Raw genomic sequence first — 24,647 nt, 5'->3', positions numbered from 1 at the left:
CGTTGCAAACAAGGCGGAGCGTGATCCACCCGCTTTCCGTCAGCGTCGCGCTCTACGGCGGGTCTTTCGGCCGCGAGATCAGCTCGATCATGCGGCCTTCGTCCTCATCCGGCATCGCCGCCTTCGCCCGCGCATAGGCATCGACGGCCGCCTGGGCCATGACTGGGCGCTCACCGAGCAGTTCCTCGGCGAGCTGCAGCGCATAGGCTGCATCCTTGTGACGGAGTGCTGCGGTGAAGCTCGCGTCGGCGAAGTTGCGCGCGACCATGCGCGGGGCGTGGCGCAGCACCTGCGGGCTCGCCGCGACGCCGCCCTGGATCGCCTCGAGCACGAGCTTCATGTCGAGCCCGGCCTGCTCGGCGATCGCGAGCCCCTCGGCGAGACCCGCGATCTGCATCGCGCCAAGCAGGTTGTTGATCAGCTTGTAGACGGTCCCGGTGCCCACCGGTCCGAAATGGCGAATGGTCGAGCCGATCGGCGCCAGATAGGGCCGGGCGCGGTCGAGATCGGCGGCGTCGGCGCCGATCAGCAGGGTCAGCTTGCCGCTTGCGGCCGCGTCGGGCAGCCCGGTCACCGGACAGTCGAGATATGTCACGCCGCGCGCATTCAGCTCGCGCGACAGGCGCAGCGTATGATCACGCGATACGGTCGAACATTCGATCGCAATCGTGCCGACCCGCATGGTGGCGGCGGCGCCATCCGGCCCGAGCCACACCGCGCGCGAGGCGTCGTCATCCGCAACCATGGTGACGACGGCGACGGCATCGATCGCCGCATCGGCCGGCGAGGTCGACCAGCGCGCGCCGCGCGCGATCAGATCCTCGGCCTTTGCCTTGCTCCGATTCCAGACCGCCACGGAATAGCCGGCATCGAGATAGCGGCCGGCCATGCCGTGACCCATCCGCCCGAGCCCGATGAAGGCAACGCGCGCCGCGCTCAATCCACGTCCTCGATTGCGGCGCCCGGCGTCGTGCCGAACGCGCGCTGTGCCAGCGTCGCGGCCATGAACTCGTCGAGATCACCGTCGAGCACGCCCGCGGTGTCCGACGTCTGCACGCCGGTGCGCAGATCCTTCACCATCTGATAGGGCTGCAGCACGTAGGAGCGGATCTGGTGGCCCCAGCCGATCTCGGTCTTGGCCGCCTGATCCGCCGCCGCCTTCTCCTCGCGCTTCTTCAGCTCGATCTCGTAGAGCCGCGCGCGCAACATGTCCCAGGCCTGGGCCCGGTTCTTGTGCTGTGAGCGGCCGGCCTGGCAGACCACCGCGACACCGGTCGGGATGTGCGTCAGCCGCACCGCCGATTCGGTCTTGTTGACGTGCTGGCCGCCGGCGCCGCCCGACCGCATCGTGTCGACACGGACGTCGGACTCCTTGATGTCGATCTTGATGCTGTCATCGATGACCGGGAAGATCTGCACCGAAGAGAACGAGGTGTGGCGCCGCGCATTCGAATCGAACGGCGAGATCCGGACCAGGCGATGCACGCCGGCTTCCGTCTTCAGCCAGCCATAAGCGTTGTGCCCGGAGATCTGGATGGTCGCGGACTTGATGCCCGCCTCTTCACCCAGCGATTCCTCGAGATACTCGACCTTGAAGCCGTGGGTCTCGGCCCAGCGCGTGTACATGCGCAGCAGCATCTGCGCCCAGTCCTGGCTCTCGGTGCCGCCGGCGCCGGCATGGACCTCGAGATAGGTGTCGAACTTGTCGGCCTCGCCGGACAGGAGCGCCTCGAGCTCGCGCCGCGCGACCTCCTTCTTCAGCTCCTTCAGCGCATTCTCGGCTTCAGTGACGACGCCGGGATCGCTCTCGGCCTCGCCAAGCTCGATCATCTCGATGTTGTCGCTGAGCTCACGCTCGACCTTGCCGATGCCGGTGAGCGAGTCCTCCAGCGAGGTCCGCTCCTGCATCAGCCGCTGAGCTTTTTGGGGGTCGTTCCAGAGATTGGGGTCTTCGGCGAGCTTATTCAGCTCGGCCAGCCTTGCCGTCGATGTCTCGACGTCAAAGATGCCTCCTCAGCAGCCCGACCGACTGCTTGATCTCTTCTACGATTTTCTCGATTTCCGCGCGCATGTCGCTCTCTTCAGGCCACGGCTCCAAGCGCCGCAGCATCGTCTCTCACAGGGGGATGTAACGGCGCTCGGCGCAAAGCGCAATCGCTCCGCGCCGCAACGGCATCAGTTTCAGCCGGCCCAATAGCCTAATAGAGGCTTCCCGTGCCTGGACGGATGATGAAGCTGCCAGCATCAGGCTGGCCGCCGCTCTGCGACGGCATCACGCGTCCATCGGCGTCGGCGACACCGATGACGGAGTAGTTGTCCGGCGGCGCCGTACCCGGCTTGAATGCTTCCATGATCGTGCGGCCGCCGTCGCCAGGGCTTGCGCGCATGCCCGTCTTGGCATCGACACGGACCAGCTTGATGCCGGCCGGGATCTTGAAGGGCGTGGCCGGCTTGTCGGCCAGCGCGAGCTTCATGAAGTCTTTTGCGATCGGTGCGGCCAGATGACCGCCGGTCGCAGCGTTACCCCGACCGAGCGGCCGCGGCTTGTCGTAACCCATGTAGATCGCGACGGCGAGGTCGGGCGAGAAGCCGACGAACCATGCGTCCTTGGCCTCGTTGGTGGTGCCGGTCTTGCCGGCGATCGGCTTGCCGACCTCCTTCAGCACGGTCGCCGTGCCCGCCTGCACCACGCCCTCGAGCATCGAGGTGATCTGGTAGGCCGTCATCGTATCCAGAACCTGCTCCCGGCGGTCGACCAGCTGCGGCTCGCTCTGGTTCTTCCAGCCGTCCGGGGCGTCGCAGCCGCGGCACTCCCGGGCATCATGCTTGAAGATGGTGTGGCCGTAGCGGTCCTGGATGCGGTCGATCAAGGTCGGCTTCACCCGACGGCCGCCATTGGCGATCATTGAATAGGCGGTGACCATGCGCATGGCCGTGGTTTCGCCGGCGCCGAGGGCGTAGGACAAGTAATTCGGCAGCTCGTCATAGACTCCGAACCGCTTGGCGTATTCGGAAATCAGCGGCATGCCGACGTCCTGCGCGAGACGCACGGTCACCGTGTTCAGCGACAGACGCAGCGCGTTGCGCAAGGTCGTGGGCCCGAGATATTTCCCGTTGGAGAAGTTGTCGGGGCGCCAGACCTGCCCGCCCTGCCCCTGGTCGATCTCGATCGGTGCGTCGACGACCTGGGTCGACGGCGTATAGCCGTTGTCGAGCGCCGAAGAATAGACGATCGGCTTGAATGACGATCCGGGCTGCCGGTAGGCCTGCGTTGCGCGGTTGAACTGGCTCTGGTCGAAGGAGAAGCCGCCGACCATCGCGAGCACACGGCCGGTGTTCGGGTCCATGGCAACCATCGCGCCGGACACTTCGGGCAGTTGCTCGAGGCGATACTGGCCTTCGACCGGATTGCCTTCCTTGTACAGCGGATCGGCATAGATCACGTCGCCCGGCTGCAGCACCTGGGCGACCGACGTCGGCACCTTGCCGCGGCCGTTGGCCGTCGCAGCCCGCGCCCATTTCACGCCGTCAAGCGTGATCAGGCCGGTCTGGCGTTCCTTGCTGACGGCGCCGCCGAGTTCGCGCGGCGGCTGGAAGCCGATGCGGGCGGACTGGTCACTGGTCTCGAGCACTACGGCCATCCGCCAGGGCGAGATGTCGGAGAGCGACTTGATATCGGCGAGCTTCACACCCCAATCACCCGACGTGTCGAGCTTGGAGACGGCTCCGCGATAGCCCTGCTCCTGGTCGTACCTCACGAGTCCGGCGACCATGGCCTTGCGCGCCATGACCTGGATCTTCGGATCGAGCGTCGTCCGGACCGACAGGCCGCCCTCGTAGAGCTTCTTCTCGCCATAGCGCTCGAAGATGTCACGGCGCACTTCCTCGGCGAAATATTCACCCGCAAAGATGTGGGCGCCGGTGTTGCGGCTCGCGATCGTCAGCGGATCCTTGCGCGCCTTGTCGGCGTCGGCCTGCTTGATCCAGCCGTTCTCGAGCAGACGATCGACGACGTAGTTGCGGCGCTCGATGGCGCGGTCGCGGTTCCGGATCGGATGAAGGCTGCCCGGCATCTTCGGCAGAGCCGCCAGATAGGCGGCCTCGGCCACCGTCAGTTCGTTGACCGACTTGTCGAAATAGACCAGCGACGCCGCGGCGATGCCGTAGGCGCCGGAGCCGAGATAGATCTCGTTGAGATAGAGCTCGAGAATCTTGTCCTTCGAGTAGGTGCGCTCGATGCGCATCGCCAGCAGCGCTTCCTTGATCTTGCGGGCGAACGACACCTCGTTGGTCAACAGGAAGTTCTTGGCGACCTGCTGGGTGATGGTGGAGGCGCCCTGCGGACGGCGATTCGAGCCGAAGTTCTGGGCGTAGACCACGGCAGCGCGCGCCATGCCGGTGAAATCGATGCCGCCATGCTCGTAGAAGTTCTTGTCCTCGGCGGCGAGGAAGGCGTTGATCACGAGCTTGGGAACCGCCTGGATCGGCAGGTACAGCCGGCGCTCCCGGGCATATTCACCGACCAGCGAGCCGTCGACCGCGTGCACGCGCGTCATCACCGGCGGCTCATAATCCTGCAGCTGGGAGTAGTCAGGCAGATCCTTGGAAAAATGCCAGATCAGGCCGGCCGCTGCTGCCACACCGACCAGGAACAAGACGGTACCGGCCGCGAACAGGAAGCCCAAAAACCGCACCAGAAAGCGCATCGGCGAATATCCGTTCCAACTCTTGTTTCGTCTCTCGGCTCGGACGCGGCGCACCCACGGGCGCTACCGCCAAAAATCACACGGTCGGCTGCAATGCCGCGTGACCCATGCCAGAGAAACGCATGGTCAAGCCTATCAGCGGTCAAGCCTATCACAAGTCTGCCGAGAAGGAATCCTCACTGATTCCGGGTGCCTCGCAGCACGTTTATACGGATGTTGCTGTGGCCAAACTAGGGCTTTGCGCGGACCGCCACCGGCTTGTCCGGCCTCTCGGGGCCCGCATTGGCAATGCGCTTGGCCAGAAAGGCATCGATCGCCCGCGCCATTGCGTCCGCCGTGCGCGACCGCCATGCGTCGGAGACCAAGTTCCCCATATCGCCCTTATTGGAGACATAGCCGAGTTCGACCAGCACGGATGGCACGTCGGGCGCCTTGAGCACGCGGAAACCGGCCGATTTCAGCGGGCGCTTATGCATATGCACCGCCGTCTTCATGTCGTTCATCAGCACACGGGCGAACCTGTTGGAAAACGTGCGTGTTTCCCGGCGGGCCAGATCGATCAGGATGTCGGCGACGTCAGCCGGCTCCTCGGTCAGATTGACCCCGCCGATCTGGTCGGCGCGGTTCTCGGTCTCGGCCAGCCGTTCCGCCTCGACGTCGGACGCCTTGTCCGACAGCGTGTAGATGGTCGCGCCCTGCGCAGTGCCCTCACCCCGCGGCAGCGCGTCGGCGTGGATGGAGACGAACAGAGCCGCCGATTGCTTCTGGGCGATGCGGACCCGGTCTCCGAGCGGGATGAAGGTGTCGTCGTCGCGGGTCATGACCACGCGGAACTTGCCCGACCGTTCCAGCCGGTCGCGCAGCGCCTGGCCGAAGGCGAGCACCAGATTCTTCTCCGGCACCTCGCCGCCCTGCGTGCCGTAGTCGATACCTCCATGACCGGGGTCGATCACGACCACGGGCCGGGTGTCCGGCGGGCCATCCGTCGGAGGGGTGGCGATGGCGACCGTCGTCGGCGGCGGCCGGACTGCCGGCGCGGGGTTCCCTGCGACCGCGACGGACGCCGTCGCGGAACCCGAATCGGCAGGCCTGGCCCGGCTGTCGCTGCCGATGGCGCGGGCGAAAGTCGCCTCGTCGACCTCCTCCAGTTCGAGCACCAGCCGCGGCGGCTGGCCGTTGGCGGCATCCAGCACCGTGGAGTTGGCGATTCGGGCCGGGCCGGTGAGATCGAAGACGATGCGGGACCCACCAGGCATCACCATCCCATAGCGGAACGCCTTCACCAGACCACGGCCGCTGGTCCCGGCTCCCGTGGGCAGATGAAAGCTGACCTGGGGCAGGTCGACGACGACGCGATAGGGTTCGCTGAGCAGGAAGGCTCGAAACGGCACCGTCCGGTCGAGATCGAGCACGAATCGGGTCTGTCGGGAATCGCCGGCGACCCGTGCATCGGTGGCGATCGGGAACCCGGGCCCGACTACGGCAGGCGGAACCTGGCCGACCGGCCCGCTCTGGGCGCGGGCCGGAATGGCGGCCGCGCATAACATTTGCGTGACGCACAGTGACGCGCATCCCAGCAAGGAAAGGTAATTCGCCCGGCCAACTGCCAAATCGATGCCTCCGCGGGATCGTCTTACCGCAACCAATCCCAGGGGTTAATCGCCAAATTTTGTCATTTTCGTTAAAGGCCACCGATTGTTGCGGTTCCGCGACGCTTCGCTTGCGCGACCTGACCATTCCTCGTATGTACGAAGGGCTGAAGGCTAATCCTTACTGCCGGTTGTGTCGCGTTCAACCTCCGGTGAAACGCCGGAAGCTTCGTGATCGGGGTGCTCGGTATCGAGTCCTTGATCGTGGCGGAGATTCCAGCGCCTTTCCGACGCTCCACCAAAGCCTGCGCGATCCCGCGCGGCCGCAACGGAGAGCCGGTCACGAGCCGAGTGGCGCCTGTCAGGGCGCCTCCTCGCAGAGACCGCCCGGGCACCAGGTCAGACACGGTATAGCCTGATACCGCGCCCGTTACAGGGTGGGTATTCGATCCAGGCAAGCGTTTCGGCGCAATCTGGCCTTCGGCAACAGAGAAGGCGGCACCCGCTGCCGCCCACATATTCCAGACGGGCCGACGCTTGATGCGCCAGACTGAGTTGCCAACCATGACCAGCGGACGATCCGCGCCGATGCGGGGCCAGACCCCCGCCCGGCCAATCGCCCCGCCGGCATCAGGGTTGGCGCGGCGCGACCAGCTGCGTTTAGGCCTTCCCCTCACCCCCGAATCAGGTGGACCGTCGCGTCATCCGACAGCGCGCCACGCGCTCGCGGCCAATCGCGCCCGTCGCCTCCAAGAGTTCCAATATGCCCAACAAGATGTTGATCGATGCTACCCACCCGGAAGAGACCCGGGTCGTTGTCGTCCGCGGCAACCGCGTCGAGGAATTTGATTTCGAAACGGCCCAACGCAAGCAGCTCCGCGGCAACATCTACCTCGCCAAGGTTACCCGCGTTGAGCCCTCGCTGCAGGCCGCCTTCGTCGAGTATGGCGGCAACCGCCACGGCTTCCTCGCCTTCAGCGAAATCCATCCGGACTACTATCAGATCCCAGTCGCCGACCGGCAGGCTCTGATCGAAGCCGAGGAGCGCGCGCACCGCGAAGCCGAAGAGGAAAGCGAGAACCGCTCCAATCGCCGCCGCAACCGGCACCGCAGTTCACGGCGCCGCGGCAGCGGCGAACGCGTCCAGAGCGAGATCGTCGAGGCCGCCGAGGCGGGCCTCCCTGCCCAGACCGAGGGGCATGAGGCCGACCACGAGGCGCCTGAGCACCACGCCTATGCGCAGGACGATCAGCCGCACGCCGACGCGACCGAGGCGCAAGGCTTCTCCGAGGGCCCGGTCGAGACCCACGACCAGGACGCGCCGGGCGAAGCTCAACAAGGCGCAGCCGACGAATCGCACGGCCATGCCGAAGAACCGCATGATGCCGTCGCCGCGCAGGCCCACGACGCCGCCGCCGAGCAGCCCACTGGCGAAGTCGCGCAGACCGGCGACGCGCCCGCCACCGAGGCAGCCAGCCCCGTCCTCGGAGCGGACGAGCACGCCGACGAGCATGACCATGAGAGCCACGGTCATGACGAGCATCATGATGGCGAGCACGAGCATGATGAGCTCGATCATCACGAGCACGACCATCACGAGCATGATCACGATGAGCACGATCACGACGATGACGTCGCTCCCATGGCCGAGCACGCGGATCACGGCGTCACCATCGTGCCCGGCGACGAGAACGGCTCTGAGGCCGTGTCCGGCGACCACGAGGACGACGAGGACGACGGCGAGGAGATCGAGGAAGAGCTCGTCGAATCCGTCGGCGGCGACGACGTGCTGGAAGAAGTGCCGGAGCGCACCTTCCGTCCGCGCCGGCAGTACAAGATCCAGGAGGTCATCAAGCGCCGCCAGGTGATGCTGGTGCAGGTCGTGAAGGAGGAGCGCGGCAACAAGGGCGCCGCGCTGACGACCTATCTGTCGCTCGCCGGCCGCTACGCCGTGCTGATGCCCAACACCGCCCGCGGCGGCGGCATAAGCCGCAAGATCACCTCCGCGCAGGACCGCTCGCGCCTGAAGGAAGTGGTGCAGGACCTCGACGTGCCCGAGGGCATGGGCGTGATCCTGCGCACCGCCGGCGCCAACCGCACCAAGCCCGAGATCAAGCGCGACTTCGAATATCTGCTGCGGCTGTGGGAAACGGTCCGCGACATGACCTTGAAGTCGCAGGCGCCGACGCTGGTCTACGAGGAGGGCTCGCTGATCAAGCGCTCGCTGCGCGACCTCTACAACAAGGAGATCGACGAGATCCTGGTGGCCGGTGAAGACGGCTACCGCGAGGCGCACGACTTCATGAAGATGCTGATGCCGACCAACGTCCGGGCGGTGAAGCAGTATCGCGACGGCCAGCCGCTGTTCTCGCGGATGGGCGTCGAGAGCCAGCTCGACGCGATGTTCTCGCCGACCGTGCAGCTGCGCTCCGGCGGCTATATCGTGCTCAACCAGACCGAGGCGCTGGTCTCGATCGACGTGAACTCCGGCCGCGCCACGCGCGAGCATCACATCGAGGACACCGCTCTCAAGACCAATATGGAGGCCGCCGAGGAGGTGGCGCGGCAGCTCCGTTTGCGCGACCTCGCCGGGCTGATCGTCATCGACTTCATCGACATGGACGAGAAGCGCAACAACCGCTCCGTCGAGCGCAAGCTGTCGGACTGCCTGCGGCAGGATCGCGCGCGCATCCAGGTCGGCCGGATCTCGCATTTCGGCCTGTTGGAGATGTCGCGCCAGCGCATCCGTGCCAGCGTGCTGGAAAGCTCGACCGAGCCGTGCGCGCATTGCGGCGGCACCGGCCATGTGCGCTCGGTATCCTCGGTGGCGCTGCAACTGCTGCGCAGCCTCGAAGAAACGCTGATGAAGGGCGCGACCCACAACCTCGTGGTCCGCACCCGCACCGAGGTGGCGCTCTACGTGCTCAACCACAAGCGCGGCCATCTGCGCGACCTCGAGAACAGCTTCAAGGTCTCGCTCGCCGTCATCGCCGACCCGAGCGTGAGCGGCCAGCAATCCTTCATCATCGATCGCGGCGAGCAGGTGCATACGCTCGAGGCCGCCAAGGCGCTGCTCGCGGCGCAGGCCTCAGCCCCACCGCTGGCGGCCGAGGACATCTACGACGAGGAAGAACCGTTCGACATCGAGACGGAATCCGAGGTCGAGACCGAGGAGACCGAAGGCCTGTCCGAGGACACGGCCGACGGCAGCGCCGTCGAAGGCGAGCGGGACGGCGCGCGTCGCAAGCGGCGCCGGCGTCGGCGCGGCCGCGGCAGCGAGACCCGCGAGGGCGCGCTGCCTGAAGGAACGGCCGGACTGCAGCCCGCGGAGCCGGGCCCTGCCGCCGACCAGTCAGCCGAGGACTCCGACGGCGAAGACGACGAGTCGGAGGAACAGCCTGCGTTCGCCCAGGGCGAGCAGACGGATCAGCCTGGCGGCGAGCGGCGTCCGCGCCGGCGTGGACGTCGCGGCGGTCGCCGTCGGCGCGGTGGCGCGGAAGAAGGTCTCGCCGCGTCGATCGGCGACGAGCTCGCGCCAGCTTCGGCATCGGAGGCAGAAGCCGCCGTGGCCGATTTCGACGGCAACGGCGCTTCCCACCACGACGAGGAAGAGCCGGCAGAACCCGCGGCGCCGGTCCAGGCGTCGGCCGCAACCGAGGCCGATGAGCCCCTCGCTGGCGCCTCCGCGCCAATGCCCCAGGCTGCTCCCGGTCAACCCGAAGTGCAGCAGACCGAGGCTCCGAAGACGGAATCCGAGAAGACCCCGCGGCGTTCGACGGTTCGCGAGAAGGTCAGCTTCCTCACCGAGCCCAGGCCGGAGAGCGCGGTTTCGGCCGTCAACGTCGCCGAGAGCAGCTCGCCCGCTCCGGCTGCCGATGTCGCGGCGTCCGAACCGGTTGCCACCGAGCCGGCGGCCACCGATTCCTCGTCCCCTGCGGCCCCGCGCCGGGCCGGCTGGTGGTCCCGCCGTTTCGGTGGCGGGCAGTAGCCCCCGCTCTCCGACGCTTCAATGCAAAACGCCCGGCCAGATGGCCGGGCGTTTTTCATATGGCGTATGGCGATCGTTCCTGGCCGTGACGACCGGAGGCCGCTCAAGCCACGTCACGGCCGTCTCGACATCCGACGGATCGATCTGCTGATTGAGCCGTCTCTGCAGGAGATCATGGTCGCGTTCGTCTTCCCGCCACGAGACGAACACGGCGGCCGTGCCGTTGCCGGTGATGTTGGTCGGCGCGCGCGGCTCGCGCATGAACTCGTCGGTCGAGCACACGATCGCCATGCCCGGAACCAGGGCCGGCTTCACGACCGACAGCGTTGCGGCCAAGGTGACGAAGACGGCAACGTCAACGCCGCTCGTGCCCTTCAATGACGAAGGGTGCACAACCGACCTCACCCGCGCCCTAGCCTAGCCAGCGCGCGATCCGGGCCACCGCCTCGCGCATGTCCTCGGCCGAACGCGCATAGGAAAAGCGCACGAAGCTGCGGCCGTGGATCGGATCGAAGTCGACGCCCGGCGTGGCGGCCACATGGGTCTCCTCCAGCATCCGCTTGGCGAAGTCGAAACTGTCGGAGGTGAAGTCGGACACGTCGGCATAGAGGTAGAAGGCGCCGTCGGCCGGCAGGAACCGGGTCAGGCCGGCCTTCGGGAAACCCTCGATCAGGATGCGGCGGTTCTCCTGGTAACCGCGCTTGATGGCCTCCATCTCGGCCCGGCCGTCGAACGCCGCTTCCGCCGCAATCTGCGACAGGGTCGGAACCGAGATCGCGAGGTTCTGCTGCAGACGCTCGATCGGCCGCACCAGCGCATCCGGCACCACCATCCAGCCGATGCGCCAGCCCGTCATGCAGAAGTACTTCGAGAACGAGTTGATGATCAGGGCCTCGCTCGACAGCTCCGCCGCCGTCACCGCCGGAAACGCGTAGTCCAGACCGTGATAGATCTCGTCGGAGATGAAGCGGATGCCGGCATCGCGTGCGGCTGCAATGACGCCGCCCAGCGCCTCGCGCGACATCATGGTGCCGGTCGGATTGGCAGGGCTTGCCACCAGCACGCCCTTCAGCGGCGTCTTGCGGTGCGCGGCGAGCAGCGCCTCGCCGGTCAAAGCGTGACGGTTCTCCGCCGTGGTCTCGATCAGCACCGGCTCGCAGCCCAGCGCCGTCAGGATGTGGCGATAGGGCGGATAGCCCGGCACGGTCACGGCCACGCGGTCACCGGGCTCGAACATCGCCAGGAACGCCAGGATGAATCCGGCGGAGGATCCCGTCGTGATCACGATCCGCGCCGGATCGATCTCGCAAGCATGCGTCTCGCGATAGTGCCGTGCGATTCGCTGCCGCAGCGACAGCAAACCCAGCGCCGAGGTGTAGTCGATGCGGGCCTGATCGAGCGCGGCATGCGCGGCCGCGATGGCCGCTCGTGGCGCAGCCGCCGCCGGTTGGCCGACCTCCATGTGGATGACATGTCCGCCGCCCGACTCGATCCGCTCGGCCGCAGCCATCACGTCCATCACCATGAACGGTGGAACATTGCTGCGCGCGGACGGCGCCGTCAGGTTGGCGATCCGCTGTTCCAATGTCGGTATCACTGTCGCATCCACCATCGATATCTGCTATTGACCCCGGCTGTCCGGACCCGCTCCGTGAACCGGTCGAGGTCAGCCCATGGGCCTCGTTCGCCGCAGATGAGCCGCATTCCGCCGTTTGGTGGGCAATAGCCCGTCTCGCGCCTCGCGCCAATTGCAAAGATCGCCTGATGTCGCTCCGTATCGTTCTTCGCAAGAAACTGTCCGGCGGGCTTGCCGCGGTCGTCGCGGCGGCCGTGACGCTGGCGCCGCTCGCGCCTGCGTCGGCGCAGCAGGGCAAGGGACCGCCGATCCTGCGCGACACCGAGACCGAGGTGCTGCTGCGCGAATATACGCGGCCGATCCTGCGCGTCGCCGGGCTCGAAAAGCAGAACATCCAGATGGTCATCATCAACGATGCGTCCTTCAACGCGTTCGTTGCCGACGGCCGCCGCATCTTCGTCAACTACGGCGCGATCCTGCAGTCGGAAAATCCGAACCAGCTGATCGGCGTGCTCGCGCACGAGACGGGCCATCTCGCCGGCGGTCATCTCGCCAAGCTGCGCCAGCAGCTCGCCACCGCGCAGACCCAGATGATCATCGCCACCATTCTCGGGGCCGGCGCCCTCGCCGTTGGCGCGCGCGGCGGCGGCAGCGGCCTGGCCAATGCCGGCGCCGCGACGCTGTCGGCCCCGGGCGAGGTCATCCGCCGATCGCTGTTGTCGTATCAGCGCCAGCAGGAGGAGAACGCCGACCGTGCCGGGGTGAAATTCCTCACCGCGACAGCGCAATCGCCGAAGGGCATGTACGAGACGTTCAAGCGCTTCACCAATGAGAGCCTGTTCGCCGCGCGCGGCGCCGACCCCTATCTGCAATCACATCCGATGCCGGCCGATCGCGTCGAGGCGCTCGAGGGCCTCGCGCGCCAAAGCCCCTATTGGGACAAGAAGGACGACCCCGCACTGCAGCTCCGCCACGACATGGTCCGTGCCAAGATCTCGGCCTTCATGGAACGGCCGGACACGGTGGCACGGCGCTATCCATTGTCGGACACCGGCCTGCCCGCCCGCTACGCCAGGGCAATCTCCACCTACCTGCATGGCGACCTGCGCAGCGCCCTGAGCCAGATCGATGGCCTGATCCAGGTGCAGCCCAACAACCCCTATTTCTACGAGGTCCGCGGCCAGGCCCTGCTGGAGGGCGGCCGCCCCACTGAGGCGATCGCCCCGCTGCGCAAGGCGGTGCACCTGTCCAATAACGCCCCGCTCATCGAGATGTTACTTGGTCAGGCCTTGGTGGCATCCGAGAACAAAGCCTACACTGACGAGGCGATCTCGATCTTGCGCGCGGCGGTCGCGCGCGAATCCGAGGCGCCGCTCGGCTATTCCCAGCTCGCGATGGCCTACGGTCGCAAGGGCGATTATGCGGAGGCGGATCTGGCCTCGGCGCAGGCCGCCTTCCTGCGTGGCGACAACAAGACGGCGCGCGAGCTTGCCTCGCGTGCAAAAACCCGCTTCGCGGTCGGCTCGCCGGGCTGGGTCAGGGCCGACGACATCGTCACGGCAAAGCCGCTTTCCGGCCAGTAGGGTGTCGGACAGCGGGGGTTGGCGCCCGCTGAAGTTTTGAACTACTGCTATCATCCGATCCACAATATCAGAATACCGTCACGACCATCGACAAGGACCCGATCATTTGACCCAGAGGACCTCCTTCATGCCGTCAGTCCGCACGCTCATTCCCGCGATGTTGCTCGCGCTTTCGCTCTGCGGCGTGCCTCAGCTCGCGTCGGCGGAGAGCTTCTCCGACAGCCAGCGGGGCGAGATCGAGACCATCGTCCGAAACTACCTGATCGCGCATCCCGAGGTGCTCGAAGAGGCGATGGCCGAGCTGCAGAAGCGTCAGACGGCGGCCGAGGCGGCCAAGCACGAGGCCAGCGTCAGCAAGAACGCCGAGACCATCTTCAACTCGCCGCGCGGCGTCGTGCTCGGCAACAAGGATGGCGACGTCACCTTCGTCGAGTTCTTCGATTACAATTGCGGCTACTGCAAGCGCGCGATGGCCGACATGATGGAGCTGATGAAGAGCGACCCGAAGCTGAAGGTCGTGCTCAAGGAATTTCCCGTGCTGAGCCAGGGCTCCGTCGAGGCCGCACAGGTCGCGGTTGCCGTTCGCATGCAGGCCCCGCAGAAATATCTCGACTTCCACCAGAAGCTGCTGGGCGGCCGCGGCCAAGCCGACAAGGCCCATGCGCTCGCCGTCGCCAAGGATCTCGGGCTCGACATGGCGCGCGTCGAGAAGGACATGGCGAGCCCCGAGGCCAAGGCGACGATCGAGGAAAACTTCAAGCTCGCCGAGGAGATGGGCATGAACGGGACGCCGAGCTACGTGATCGGCAAGCAGGTCGTGATCGGCGCCGTCGGCGTCGAGGGCCTGCGCGAGAAGATCAGCACGGCCCGCTGCGGCAAGGCGAGCTGCTGAGCATATCTGCCAAAGCGTCTCGCCATCATGGGATCAATCGAAGGCCGGCTGTCTCAGCCGGCCTTCTTCTTTGCCGTGAGCCGGTGAAGAAGCGACAGACCGGTGGCGGCAGCGCCCTCGCCTATCCCTTCAGCCTCATGCCGAGCCGGGTTCGAAGTGCCTCGCGGATGTGCCCGCGTGCAATCGCCTCTGCCCGATCGGGATCGCGGATCGCGATCGCCTCGATCAGCTCACCATGCTCGGCCGCGGCTGTTGCCGCACGTCCTTCGGCCGCAAACGTCGTGGTTCCCAGCAGCGCCGTCGCGACATGCATGTCCTCGAGGGCGGCGTCGAGATAGCGGTTGCGCGCGGCGCGCTGGATCGCACCGTGCATCAGCCGGTTCAGCCGCGCCAGCTCGGCGGCGTCCCCCGCGCTGACAAAGCTCGCATGAATGTCGCGGAGCGCCGCGACCTCGGCCGGCACGGCATACTGCGCGGCGAGCCGGGCCGCGGCGCCTTCGAGAATTTCCCGCATCGCGTACAGCTCGAGGACTTCGTTCTCGTCGAGACTGCGCACGATCAGGCCGCGTCCACCGGCCGGCTGCACCCACCCCTTGGCCACCAGCTTGCCGAAGGCCTCACGGACCGGCGTCCGGCTGACGTTCAGCTTCTGGGCGACCTCGTCCTCCCGCAGCCGATCGCCGGAGCGATAGAAACCGTTCTCCAGCGCATGGCACAGCGCACGAAATACCGCTTCGCCGAGAGAGACGTTGTCACGATCGATGGTGAGCGATGGCGCTTCCGAGGACATGGGGGTCACGATCTCACAACCTCGCTCCGAACAACAGCATATCTTGCATATTTTTGTATACAATAGTATACGATTTCCATGCCCACTGCAGCCCGCACTTCCGTACCCTCTATTGCCGGTTGGCCGATGGCGTGGCTGTGCGACCAAAGCCGATCCAGGGCCTGCCGCCTTGCGTCCGCGAGGGCCTGCGATGACTGATCAGAGCGATATCGCCGACCATCCCCAGACCTACGACGTCGTCGTGGTCGGCGGCGGCAACGCGGCGCTGTGCGCGGCGATCGCGGCCCGGCGCGCCGGCGCTTCGGTGATCGTGCTGGAAGCGGCCTCGAAGTTCTATCGCGGCGGCAACACGCGCCACACCCGCAACATGCGCTGCGCCCATGACGCGGCAACCGCGACGTTGAGCGGCCCCTACACCGAGGACGAGTTCTGGGACGATCTCCTGCGGGTCACCGAGGGCCAGACCAGCGAGCAACTGGCGCGTCTGATGATCCGCGAGTCCAAGGACATGCTCGACTGGATCGTCGAACAGGGCGTGCGTTTCCAGCCCTCGCTCGGCGGCACGCTGAGCTTAGGACGGACCAACTCGTTCTTCCTGGGCGGCGGCCGGGCCATGCTCAATGCGCTGTATCTGACCGCCGAGCGGCTCGGCGTCGAGGTGCGCTACGAGGCCGAGGTGGTGGGGCTGGAGATCGACGGCAACCGCTTCCGCGCGGCGATCGTGCGGCACGGCGATGGCCGGATGCGCATCGCCGGCAGAGCGCTGGTGGCGGCTGCGGGCGGCTTCGAAGCCAATATCGACAAGCTGGTCGAGGGCTGGGGCGAGATCGCGCGCAACTTCCTGATCCGCGGCACGCCCAACAATCGCGGCACGGTGCTCGACATGCTGCTCGGCGCCGGCGTCGACAGCATCGGCGATCCGACCCAGTGCCACGCGGTGGCGATCGATGCGCGGGCCCCCAAATATGACGGCGGCATCATCACGCGGCTCGACTGCGTCGTGTTCGGCATCGTCGTCAACAACAACGCCGAGCGCTTCTACGACGAAGGCGAGGACGTCTGGCCGAAGCGCTACGCGATCTGGGGACGCCTCGTTGCTGCGCAGCCGGACCAGATCGCCTACATCATCTTCGACGCGAAATCGGCGAACCTGTTCATGCCGTCGCTCTACCCCGCGATCGAGGCGGCCAGCATCGCCGAGCTCGCTGGCAAGCTCGGCCTCGATCCGGACAAGCTGACCGCCACCGTCGCGCATTTCAACGCATCGGTGCGCGACGGACAATTCAATCCCGACATCCTCGACGATTGCCGCACCGAGAACCTGATGCCCCCGAAATCGCATTGGGCGCGCCGCATCGATAGCGGCCCCTACTATGCCTATCCGGTTCGGCCCGGCATTACCTTCACCTATCTCGGCGTGCGGGTCGATCACGCCGCAAAGATGATGATGAAGTCCGGCGGTCCCGCCGACAACATGTATGCCGCAGGCGAGATCATGGCCGGCAACGTACTCGGCCGCGGCTATGCCGCAGGAATCGGCATGACGATCGGCAGCGTGTTCGGGCGCATCGCCGGCCGGGGAGCAGCGACACATGCAGCGCAGTGAGGCGTTGACCGAGGCGGATCGCCTGATGACGATCTGCAATTCCTGCCGCTATTGCGAGGGACTCTGCGCCGTGTTTCCGGCGATGGAGATGCGCCGCGCCTTCACGGGCGGCGACCTCAACTATCTCGCCAATCTCTGCCATGCCTGCGGCGCCTGCTACGTCGACTGCCAGTTCTCGCCGCCGCACGAGTTCGATGTTCGCGTCCCCTCCGTCTTGGCCCGGGTGCGGCACGAGAGCTATGCCGACTATGCCTGGCCGCGCGCGCTGGCGCCGCTGTTCAGGCGCAACGGCCTCGCGGTGTCGCTCATCGCGGTGATCAGCATGGCCGCGTTCATCCTCGGCATCGTGGCCTTCAACGATCCGGCCGCGGTGTTTGCAGGCCGGCACGGCCCCGGCTCGTTCTACGCGCTCATGCCCCACAACGCGATGGCACTGTTGTTCGGCGCGGCCTTCCTGTGGGCCATCATCGCCTTCATCATGGGCGCCCGGGCCTTCTGGAATGACATCGGCGAGCCGAGCTCGACCCTGACGCGGCCACGTCCACTGCTGCGCGCCGTCCGCGACGCAGCCAGCCTGCGCTATCTCGATGGCGGCGGCGTCGGCTGCTACAACGAGGACGAGCGGCCGCGCGACACCAGGCGGTTCTATCACCAGCTGACGTTCTGGGGCTTCATGCTCTGCGTCGCATCGACCAGCGTTGCGACGCTCTACCACTATCTTCTGCACCGTGAGGCGCCGTATCCATTGTGGGATCTGCCGGTCGTGCTCGGCACGCTCGGCGGATTGGGCATCGTGCTCGGCCCGCTCGGACTCTACACCGCCAAGCGCAGGCGTGAGCCTGCGATGATGGATGCGGGCAGTCTCGCCATGGACGTCGCGTTCCTGGCGATGCTCGTGCTCACCGGCGCAACCGGTCTCGCCCTCCTCTTGCTACGCGAGACCAGCACGATGGGCCTGCTGCTCGCGCTCCATCTCGGTGCGGTATTCGCGCTCTTCATCACGATGCCCTACGGCAAGTTCGTGCACGGCCTCTATCGATTCTTGGCTCTCGTCCGCTACGCGCGCGAACGTCACGGCGCGTAGCTCATGCGAGCGCGACTGATCGCCACGATGGTCATGCGGCGTTCATGACCCTGAGCATCCGTTCATAAGGTTGCGATCTGCGACATTTTTCCGGAACGATCGGAGACGCACGGAACGACTCCTACTTCCTGCCGTTGTCGGCGCGGGCAGTGCCAATACGAGGAGGATAGAGGATGACCAATCGCTTGATGGTATCAGTTGCTGCAATCGCGCTCCTGGCGGGTGCAGGTTTTGCTCATGCGCAAGGTGCCGGCGGTGCGGGCGGCGCAGCTGGACAGTCCGGCGGCGCAGCCATGCAGGGCGGTGCGACCGGTGGTGCTGCCGGCGGAGCATCGAGCGGCGGCATGAACGCGCCCGGCGGCGCGATGCATCGCGACAGCGCCTCGCCTGCGGCCGGCGGCGCGTCCGACATGCGCTCCAGTCAATCGGAACAGAAGCCCGGTGCGACCAAGAGCCAGCACGCCGAGGACGGCATGAAGGGCCCGGCCACCAAGGGCGCGAGCACCGAGAGCGACAGCAAGGGCGGCGCCAAGAACATGAAGGCCGAAGGTCGCGAGGGTCGCGACAACAACATGAAGGCCGAGGGGCGCGACAGCAAGACCGGCACCAGCACCAATGCCGAAACCAAGACCGGCACCGAGCGTTCGCAGACCACCACCGGACAGGCCGGCGCCGCTGCCAAGCTCACCACCGAGCAGCGCACCAAGATCACCACGGTGATCCGCAGCCAGCGCGTCGAGCCGGTGACCAACGTCAACTTCAACATTTCCGTCGGCACAAGGGTGCCGCGCGAGGTTCACTTCCACCCGCTCCCGACCGAAGTCGTGACGATCTATCCGGAGTGGCGCGGATATGACTTCATCCTGGTTCGCGAGCAGATCGTCGTGATCGATCCTCACACCTACGAGATCGTCGCGGTTCTCAACGTCTGATCCCGACCAGGCAGGCGACGAGAACGAGGGGCGGGCAGCAATGCCCGCCCCAACCTATTGCGCAAAGCGCGCGCGGGAGCCATCACACGCAACGCGTGCAGTCCCGTGGACAAAGCCGGTTGTTCAGCAATTTCGTACGCTTAAGACGGTTTTTTCGTGTGACGGACCAAGCCTCGGTCAGCCTACCCGGCTGCCGAAAGGCTTCCCCTTGGCGGCTTTGTTACCTATAACGCCGCCCACTGCCGCCACACCGCCGGGATGGGAATGGCCGACGCCGCGCACAACACGATCTATGTCCTCAACGGACCCAACCTCAACCTGTTGGGCACCCGCGAGCCGGAGACCTACGGCCATGCCACCCTGGCAGACGTGGAACGGTTGTGCGTCGAGACGGCCGCCCGCTTCGGCCTGACGGCGGAGTGCCGGCAGTCGAACCATGAGGGTGTGCTCGTCGATCACATCCATGAGGCCCGCAGCCGCGGTGTGGTCGGAATCATCCTCAATGCCGGCGCCTACTCCCATACCTCCATTGCCTTGCACGACGCGCTGATGGGGGTGAAGATCCCCACCGTCGAAGTGCACATCAGCAACATCCACGCCCGCGAGAGCTTCCGGCACCATTCTTTCACCGCGAAGGCCGCGTTTGCCTCGATCTGCGGCTTCGGGATCGACGGCTACCGGCTGGCGATCACCGGCCTCGCCGCCAAGATCGGCGCCAAAGCCGTCACGCAGACCGACATCTAGCGCAAGCCTGACGTCACAGTCCTCACGCCTCCCAACGTTCCGGATCAGATCATGGCGCCCCAGCCCGACGACAAGACCATCGCGAAATCCGAAGACAGCCAGCTCATTCGCGAGCTCGCAGCGCTGCTGGACGAGACCAGCCTGACCGAGATCGAGCTGGAGCGTGCCGGCCTTCGCATCCGTGTTGCCCGCAACGTGACCGTTGCGGCGGCCGTCCATTCGGCCATCGGAACGGCTGCCGCTGGCGTTCCCGTGGTTGCGGCCGCCACCGCGGCAGCCGCCGGCGCGGACTTGTCAAAACATCCCGGCGTGGTGCCCTCACCCATGGTCGGCACCGCCTACTGGGCACCCGAGCCCGGCGCCAAGCCGTTCGTCGAGGTCGGCTCCAAGGTGTCTGTCGGTCAGACCCTGATGATCATCGAGGCGATGAAGACGATGAACCAGATTCCGTCCCCGCGCGCCGGGACGGTGACGCAGATCCTGGTCGAGGACGGCCAGCCCGTGGAGTTCGGCGAGCCGCTCGTCATCATCGAATAAGCGCGACTAGCAGACGGCGACCCGCGAATGGTCCACCATTCCACGTTCGCCGCTCACTACTCGCCACTCGCGCCCGAGGCACCATGTTCGACAAGATCCTCATCGCCAATCGCGGCGAAATCGCCCTTCGCATCCTCAGGGCCTGCAAGGAGCTCGGCATCTCCACCGTCGCGGTGCATTCCACCGCCGACGCCGATGCGATGCATGTCCGTCTCGCCGATGAAAGCGTCTGCATCGGGCCGCCGCCGTCGAAGGACAGCTATCTCAACATCCCCGCTTTGCTCGCCGCCTGTGAAATCACCGGCGCCGACGCCGTGCATCCCGGCTACGGCTTCCTGTCGGAGAACGCGCGCTTCGCCGAGATTCTTGCGGACCACAATCTGCATTTCATCGGGCCGAAGGCGGAGCACATCCGCCTGATGGGCGACAAGATCGAGGCCAAGAAGACGGCCAAGCGGTTGGGTATTCCGGTGGTGCCCGGCTCCGACGGTGCGGTGACGCCCGACCAGGACGCTATGGCGATCGCCAAGGAGATCGGCTTCCCGGTGCTGGTCAAGGCTGCCGCCGGCGGCGGCGGCCGCGGCATGAAGGTCGCCCACACCGAGGCCGATCTGCAGCTGGCGCTGACCACAGCGGCCAACGAGGCGAGATCGGCGTTCGGCGACGCCTCGGTCTATCTGGAGAAGTATCTGCAGAAGCCGCGCCACATCGAGATCCAGGTGCTCGGCGACGGCCGCGGCGGCGCCATCCATCTCGGCGAGCGCGACTGCTCGCTGCAGCGCCGCCACCAGAAGGTCTGGGAGGAAGGCCCCTCCCCGGTGCTCGATGCGGCCGCGCGCGCCAAGATCGGCAATACCGTCGCCAAGGCGATGCAGGAGCTGAAATATATCGGCGTCGGCACCATCGAATTCCTCTACGAGGACGGCGAGTTCTATTTCATCGAAATGAACACGCGCATCCAGGTCGAGCATCCCGTCACCGAGATGATCACCGGGATCGACCTCGTGCTGGAGCAGATCCGCATCGCCGCCGGCGGCGACCTGCCGATGAGCCAGGACCAGGTCGTCATCAACGGCCACTCGATCGAGTGCCGCGTCAACGCAGAGAACCCGGTCAGCTTCCGGCCCTCGCCCGGCAAGATCCAGCAGTACCATCCGCCCGGCGGCCTCGGGGTCCGCATCGATTCCGCCGTCTACCAGGGCTATGTGATCCCGCCCTATTACGACTCGCTAGTCGGCAAGCTCATCGTCCACGGCAAGAGCCGGGTCGAGTGCCTGATGCGGCTGCGGCGCGCGCTGGACGAGATGGTGGTCGACGGCATCGAGACCACGCTGCCGCTGTTCCGCGCCCTGGTCCGCGAGCCCGCGATCATCGACGGCGACTATCACATCCACTGGCTCGAGCAGTATCTGGCCGGCCAGAAGACCGACTGAGCGGCCGCATTCAGAAAACTGTCATCCGAAGCGGAACCATCCGGCCGCAGCCGCGTTCTGGTGGGTCGGATCAGTTCCGCCAGGGGGCAGTGATTTTCAACGACGTGCGAGTATGCGGTGGCGCCTGAGGTGAGACGAAGGCGCACGCTGGGACAGGTCCTGCTGCTGTCAGCGGGCTTCCTCGTGCTTGTCGCGGTCAGCACGGCGTCGGTTCTGCTGGTCAACAAGGCCCGCAGCGACAGCGCCTGGGTGGTGCACACCGTCGAGGCCGAGAACCAGATCAACGCCCTGCTGCTCGAGGTGCGGCGCGCCGAGAGCGCGGCGCGGGCCTACCTTCTCACCCAGGGACAGGAGTTCCTCAACGACCACGAGGCGGCCGTCGCGGCGATCGGGCCGGTGCTCGAGAAGCTCCATGGGCTGGTCGCGGACAACCCCGCCCAGGTTGAAAATCTCGCCACGCTGCGCAGCGTGATCGAGACCCGGCTGTCGCAATTCGACCGCGAAAAGCTGCTGGTCGCGCGCGGCGACCTCGCCGCCGCGATCGCCCTGGTCCGCGACGCGGGCTCGACCAGCAGCAGCAAGACCATGCGCGACACCGCCGAGGCGATGCGTCTCGAGGAGGAGCGGCTGCTGGCGCTGCGGACCGCCAATGCCGATGCCAGCCAGCAGCTCGCCGCCATCGTCACCATCACCGGCTCGGCGCTGGTCGTCGTGCTCGCCATCATCTCGGTGCTGCTGGTGCGCCGCTCGACCCGCGCGCGCGACGATGCCGAGGCACAGCTGCGCGAGAGCAATCTCAATCTGGAAGCCACCGTCGACGAGCGCACCGCCGATCTGCGCGAGGCCAATGAGGAGATCCAGCGCTTCGCCTATATCGTGAGCCACGACCTGCGCTCGCCGCTGGTCAACATCATGGGCTTCACCAGCGAGCTCGACGAACTGCGCAACGATATCTTCCGGCGGATTGCGACGCTGGCGCGGGCGGCCTCCGACGCGCCGCCGCCGGCGGAAGGCACCGAGCCCGAGCTCGAAGGCGCCGACAAGCAGCTTTCGGAGGACTTCACCGAAGCCCTCGGCTTCATCAAGTCCTCGATCGCCAAGATGGACCGGCTGATCTCGGCGATCCTCAACCTGACCCGCGAGGGACGCCGCGAGTTCGTGCCGGTACGGATCGATACCCGCGAACTGATCGAAGGCATCGTCTCGACGTTGGCGCATCAGGCGGCGGAAACCGACACCACCATTCGCCTGGAACCGCTGCCGGCCATCGTCAGCGACCGCCTGGCGCTGGAGCAGATCTTCTCCAACCTGATCGACAACGCCATCAAATATCTCAAGCCGGGCGTTCCCGGCGACATCGCCATTCGCGCCCGCACCAAGCTCGGTTTCGCCATTTTCGAGATCACGGACAACGGCCGGGGGATTGATCCCCGGGATCACCAACGTATCTTTGACCTGTTCCGCCGCGCCGGGACCCAGGACCGTCCGGGTCAGGGGATCGGATTGGCGCATGTCCGCGCCCTGGTGCGCCGGCTCGGCGGAACCATGTCGGTCGCATCGGAGCTCGACCAGGGCAGCACGTTCACCATCACGCTCCCGATCAACTGGAACGCCTCAAACCGGAATTCAGACCGATGACCATGCCCGTGACGATCATCATGATCGAGGACGACGAAGGCCACGCCCGCCTGATCGAGCGCAACATCCGCCGCTCCGGCGTCAACAACGAAATCAAGCCGTTCACCAACGGTACAGATGCCGTGAAGTATCTGCTGGGTGCTGACGGCACCGGCCTCGATCACAAGGGGCACGCATTGCTGATCCTGCTCGACCTGAACCTGCCGGACATGACCGGCATCGACATCCTCAAGATGGTCAAGCAGAACAGCTTCCTGAAGAGCGCGCCCGTGGTCATCCTCACCACGACCGACGACTCGCAGGAGATCAAGCGGTGCTACGAACTCGGCTGCAACGTCTACATCACCAAGCCGGTCAACTACGAAAGCTTCGCCAACGCCATTCGCCAACTCGGCCTGTTCTTCTCCGTCATCCAGGTTCCGCCCGCCGCATGAGCTCCGCCGCCCCCACGCTGCTCTACATTGACGACGACGCGGCGCTGGCGCGGCTGGTGGAGCGCGGGCTCAAGCGCCTGGGCTTCACGGTGGAACACGCGAGCGACGGCAGCGCGGGCTTGCAGCGGCTGGAGCGCGGCGGCATCGACGTCGTGGCGCTCGACCAGTACATGCCAGGCTTCGACGGGCTCGAGACGCTGGAGCGCATCATGGCGCTGCCCGAACCACCGCCGGTGGTGTTCGTCACCGCCTCACAGGATTCCAAGATCGCGGTCACGGCCCTGAAGGCGGGCGCGGCCGACTACCTCGTCAAGGACGTGCAGGGCGAGTTCATCCCGCTGCTGCAGGTCGCAGCCGAAGGCGCGGTGCGGCAGGCACGGCTGCAGAAGGCGCGCGACGAGGCCGAGGCCGAGGTGCGGGCGTCACGCGACCGCTACGCGGCGCTGGCCGCCGAGCGCGAGGTCCTGCTGCGCGAGGTCAATCACCGCGTCGGCAATTCGCTCCAGATCATCGCCTCGCTGCTGCATCTTCAGGCCAACTCCAGCAATCAGGACGACGTCAAGGCCGCGCTGACCAACGCCATGGGCCGCGTCGCCGCCGTGGCACAGGTGCACCGCCGCCTCTACACGTCCCAGGATCTCAAGAGCGTGCTGCTCAACCAGTATCTGGATTCGCTGCTCGACGACCTGCGCCGCTCGGCCGAGGGCAACCGGATGTCGCGGCTGACCCTGAAGGCGGAGCCGGTCGAGATCGACCCGGATCGCGCGGTCGCGATCGGAATCGTCGTCAACGAGCTGGTCATGAACGCGGTCAAATACGCCTATCCCGATGGGCCGGGCCCGATCCATGTCGAGCTGAAGCTTGCAGGCGAGGACATCGTGCTGTCGATTGCCGACAACGGCGTCGGCCTCAACGCAACCAGCGATCCGCGCTCGACCGGAATGGGCCAGCGCATCGTCAGCGCCATGGCGACCAAGCTCGACGCGAACGTCGGCCCCGATCCGAGCCATGCCGGTACCAAGATCGTGGTCCGTTTCCGGCTCGAAAAGGATGCTCCAAAGCCCGCCTCTGCCGCGGTTGGCTGAGCCGACGCAGCCGACACGCGACCATCGCGC

18 protein-coding genes and 1 pseudogene are annotated in these 24,647 nt (G+C 66.3%); 12 read left to right on the top strand and 7 right to left on the bottom strand.

Going from position 1 to position 24,647, the window contains the following annotated elements; all coding sequences use genetic code 11:
* Window positions 1-52 precede the first annotated feature (52 nt).
* The 4 genes from ACQR2C_RS08665 to ACQR2C_RS08650 all read right to left on the bottom strand — a co-directional run bounded on the left by ACQR2C_RS08665 (window position 53) and on the right by ACQR2C_RS08650 (window position 6,253).
* The gene (locus tag ACQR2C_RS08665; RefSeq protein ID WP_434880910.1) at window positions 53-940 is read right to left on the bottom strand and encodes an NAD(P)-dependent oxidoreductase; all 888 of its coding nucleotides are present in this window, start codon (window positions 938-940) and stop codon (window positions 53-55) included.
* Window positions 937-2,071 (bottom strand): peptide chain release factor 2 gene (prfB, locus tag ACQR2C_RS08660; RefSeq protein ID WP_434880909.1). Its coding sequence is split into 2 segments (ribosomal slippage): window positions 937-2,001 and window positions 2,003-2,071, totalling 1,134 coding nucleotides; the frame shifts between segments, so codons are not numbered across the junction. The genes ACQR2C_RS08665 and prfB overlap by 4 nt, the downstream gene beginning before the upstream one ends.
* Before the next feature lie 127 nt (window positions 2,072-2,198).
* Window positions 2,199-4,706: a penicillin-binding protein 1A gene (locus ACQR2C_RS08655; protein WP_315800153.1), complete on the bottom strand. Its 2,508-nt coding sequence runs from the start codon at window positions 4,704-4,706 to the stop codon at window positions 2,199-2,201.
* A 230-nt stretch (window positions 4,707-4,936) separates the two neighbouring features.
* Complete coding sequence (locus ACQR2C_RS08650; RefSeq protein WP_315800433.1) at window positions 4,937-6,253, bottom strand: N-acetylmuramoyl-L-alanine amidase; 1,317 nt, start codon at window positions 6,251-6,253, stop codon at window positions 4,937-4,939.
* 805 nt (window positions 6,254-7,058) lie between these two features.
* Between ACQR2C_RS08650 and ACQR2C_RS08645 the strand changes: the two genes are divergently transcribed.
* Window positions 7,059-10,283: an Rne/Rng family ribonuclease gene (locus ACQR2C_RS08645; protein WP_434880908.1), complete on the top strand. Its 3,225-nt coding sequence runs from the start codon at window positions 7,059-7,061 to the stop codon at window positions 10,281-10,283.
* A gap of 111 nt (window positions 10,284-10,394) precedes the next feature.
* On the opposite strand, the pseudogene ACQR2C_RS08640 reads toward ACQR2C_RS08645, so the two are convergent.
* Together ACQR2C_RS08640 and ACQR2C_RS08635 are read right to left on the bottom strand one after the other, a co-directional pair.
* Window positions 10,395-10,658 (bottom strand): annotated as a pseudogene (locus ACQR2C_RS08640) (dicarboxylate/amino acid:cation symporter); the annotation flags it as partial.
* Window positions 10,659-10,695: 37 nt separating this feature from the next.
* Entirely contained in the window at window positions 10,696-11,895 is a 1,200-nt protein-coding gene (locus ACQR2C_RS08635; RefSeq protein ID WP_434880907.1) for a pyridoxal phosphate-dependent aminotransferase, read from the bottom strand.
* Between the two features lie 152 nt (window positions 11,896-12,047).
* Between ACQR2C_RS08635 and ACQR2C_RS08630 the strand changes: the two genes are divergently transcribed.
* Entirely contained in the window at window positions 12,048-13,442 is a 1,395-nt protein-coding gene (locus ACQR2C_RS08630; RefSeq protein ID WP_315800158.1) for a M48 family metalloprotease, read from the top strand.
* Between the two features lie 127 nt (window positions 13,443-13,569).
* The gene (locus ACQR2C_RS08625) at window positions 13,570-14,334 is read left to right on the top strand and encodes a DsbA family protein (RefSeq protein WP_316180758.1); all 765 of its coding nucleotides are present in this window, start codon (window positions 13,570-13,572) and stop codon (window positions 14,332-14,334) included.
* 121 nt (window positions 14,335-14,455) lie between these two features.
* Here the strand turns inward: ACQR2C_RS08625 and ACQR2C_RS08620 are convergent, their stop codons facing one another.
* Window positions 14,456-15,124, bottom strand: a complete 669-nt coding sequence (locus ACQR2C_RS08620; protein WP_315800434.1) for a GntR family transcriptional regulator — start codon at window positions 15,122-15,124, stop codon at window positions 14,456-14,458.
* A gap of 190 nt (window positions 15,125-15,314) precedes the next feature.
* Here ACQR2C_RS08620 and tcuA point away from each other — a divergent pair, with 190 nt between their 5' ends.
* From tcuA to ACQR2C_RS08575, 9 genes are all read left to right on the top strand, one after another.
* Window positions 15,315-16,730, top strand: a complete 1,416-nt coding sequence (gene tcuA / locus ACQR2C_RS08615) for an FAD-dependent tricarballylate dehydrogenase TcuA (protein WP_434880906.1) — start codon at window positions 15,315-15,317, stop codon at window positions 16,728-16,730.
* Window positions 16,717-17,814, top strand: coding sequence for a tricarballylate utilization 4Fe-4S protein TcuB (gene tcuB / locus ACQR2C_RS08610; protein WP_434880905.1), 1,098 nt, complete (start codon window positions 16,717-16,719; stop codon window positions 17,812-17,814). The genes tcuA and tcuB overlap by 14 nt, the downstream gene beginning before the upstream one ends.
* Before the next feature lie 173 nt (window positions 17,815-17,987).
* Window positions 17,988-18,746, top strand: coding sequence for a DUF1236 domain-containing protein (locus ACQR2C_RS08605; RefSeq protein WP_315800162.1), 759 nt, complete (start codon window positions 17,988-17,990; stop codon window positions 18,744-18,746).
* A 264-nt stretch (window positions 18,747-19,010) separates the two neighbouring features.
* Window positions 19,011-19,490, top strand: coding sequence for a type II 3-dehydroquinate dehydratase (gene aroQ / locus ACQR2C_RS08600; protein WP_315800163.1), 480 nt, complete (start codon window positions 19,011-19,013; stop codon window positions 19,488-19,490).
* A gap of 51 nt (window positions 19,491-19,541) precedes the next feature.
* A complete protein-coding gene (accB, locus tag ACQR2C_RS08595; protein ID WP_315712201.1) occupies window positions 19,542-20,027 on the top strand; it encodes an acetyl-CoA carboxylase biotin carboxyl carrier protein in 486 nt (161 codons plus the stop codon).
* Window positions 20,028-20,110: 83 nt separating this feature from the next.
* The gene (gene accC, locus ACQR2C_RS08590) at window positions 20,111-21,460 is read left to right on the top strand and encodes an acetyl-CoA carboxylase biotin carboxylase subunit (RefSeq protein WP_315800165.1); all 1,350 of its coding nucleotides are present in this window, start codon (window positions 20,111-20,113) and stop codon (window positions 21,458-21,460) included.
* A gap of 117 nt (window positions 21,461-21,577) precedes the next feature.
* Window positions 21,578-23,098 (top strand): sensor histidine kinase, encoded by a 1,521-nt coding sequence (locus tag ACQR2C_RS08585; protein ID WP_434845926.1) that lies wholly within the window; start codon window positions 21,578-21,580, stop codon window positions 23,096-23,098.
* Window positions 23,095-23,532, top strand: coding sequence for a response regulator (locus ACQR2C_RS08580; protein ID WP_172109443.1), 438 nt, complete (start codon window positions 23,095-23,097; stop codon window positions 23,530-23,532). Before ACQR2C_RS08585 ends, ACQR2C_RS08580 begins: the two co-directional genes overlap by 4 nt.
* The gene (locus tag ACQR2C_RS08575) at window positions 23,529-24,617 is read left to right on the top strand and encodes a sensor histidine kinase (protein ID WP_434880904.1); all 1,089 of its coding nucleotides are present in this window, start codon (window positions 23,529-23,531) and stop codon (window positions 24,615-24,617) included. The genes ACQR2C_RS08580 and ACQR2C_RS08575 overlap by 4 nt, the downstream gene beginning before the upstream one ends.
* The last annotated feature ends 30 nt before the right edge of the window (window positions 24,618-24,647 follow it).

The organism is Bradyrhizobium sp. HKCCYLRH3061 (assembly GCF_051168015.1).
Lineage (GTDB): Bacteria > Pseudomonadota > Alphaproteobacteria > Rhizobiales > Xanthobacteraceae > Bradyrhizobium.
Note: the sequence above shows the minus strand (reverse complement) of the source record. Positions and strands in the feature narration are given on the sequence as shown.

What these genes read in the sequence shown, in the direction of transcription:
- ACQR2C_RS08655 (WP_315800153.1), bottom strand. Translation starts at nt 4,706, where the DNA reads ATGCGCTTTCTGGTGCGGTTTTTGGGCTTCCTGTTCGCGGCCGGTACC.
- ACQR2C_RS08650 (WP_315800433.1), bottom strand. Translation starts at nt 6,253, where the DNA reads ATGTTATGCGCGGCCGCCATTCCGGCCCGCGCCCAGAGCGGGCCGGTC.
- ACQR2C_RS08645 (WP_434880908.1), top strand. Translation starts at nt 7,059, where the DNA reads ATGCCCAACAAGATGTTGATCGATGCTACCCACCCGGAAGAGACCCGG.
- ACQR2C_RS08635 (WP_434880907.1), bottom strand. Translation starts at nt 11,895, where the DNA reads ATGGTGGATGCGACAGTGATACCGACATTGGAACAGCGGATCGCCAAC.
- ACQR2C_RS08630 (WP_315800158.1), top strand. Translation starts at nt 12,048, where the DNA reads ATGTCGCTCCGTATCGTTCTTCGCAAGAAACTGTCCGGCGGGCTTGCC.
- ACQR2C_RS08625 (WP_316180758.1), top strand. Translation starts at nt 13,570, where the DNA reads ATGCCGTCAGTCCGCACGCTCATTCCCGCGATGTTGCTCGCGCTTTCG.
- ACQR2C_RS08620 (WP_315800434.1), bottom strand. Translation starts at nt 15,124, where the DNA reads ATGTCCTCGGAAGCGCCATCGCTCACCATCGATCGTGACAACGTCTCT.
- tcuA (WP_434880906.1), top strand. Translation starts at nt 15,315, where the DNA reads ATGACTGATCAGAGCGATATCGCCGACCATCCCCAGACCTACGACGTC.
- tcuB (WP_434880905.1), top strand. Translation starts at nt 16,717, where the DNA reads ATGCAGCGCAGTGAGGCGTTGACCGAGGCGGATCGCCTGATGACGATC.
- ACQR2C_RS08605 (WP_315800162.1), top strand. Translation starts at nt 17,988, where the DNA reads ATGACCAATCGCTTGATGGTATCAGTTGCTGCAATCGCGCTCCTGGCG.
- aroQ (WP_315800163.1), top strand. Translation starts at nt 19,011, where the DNA reads ATGGCCGACGCCGCGCACAACACGATCTATGTCCTCAACGGACCCAAC.
- accB (WP_315712201.1), top strand. Translation starts at nt 19,542, where the DNA reads ATGGCGCCCCAGCCCGACGACAAGACCATCGCGAAATCCGAAGACAGC.
- accC (WP_315800165.1), top strand. Translation starts at nt 20,111, where the DNA reads ATGTTCGACAAGATCCTCATCGCCAATCGCGGCGAAATCGCCCTTCGC.
- ACQR2C_RS08580 (WP_172109443.1), top strand. Translation starts at nt 23,095, where the DNA reads ATGACCATGCCCGTGACGATCATCATGATCGAGGACGACGAAGGCCAC.
- ACQR2C_RS08575 (WP_434880904.1), top strand. Translation starts at nt 23,529, where the DNA reads ATGAGCTCCGCCGCCCCCACGCTGCTCTACATTGACGACGACGCGGCG.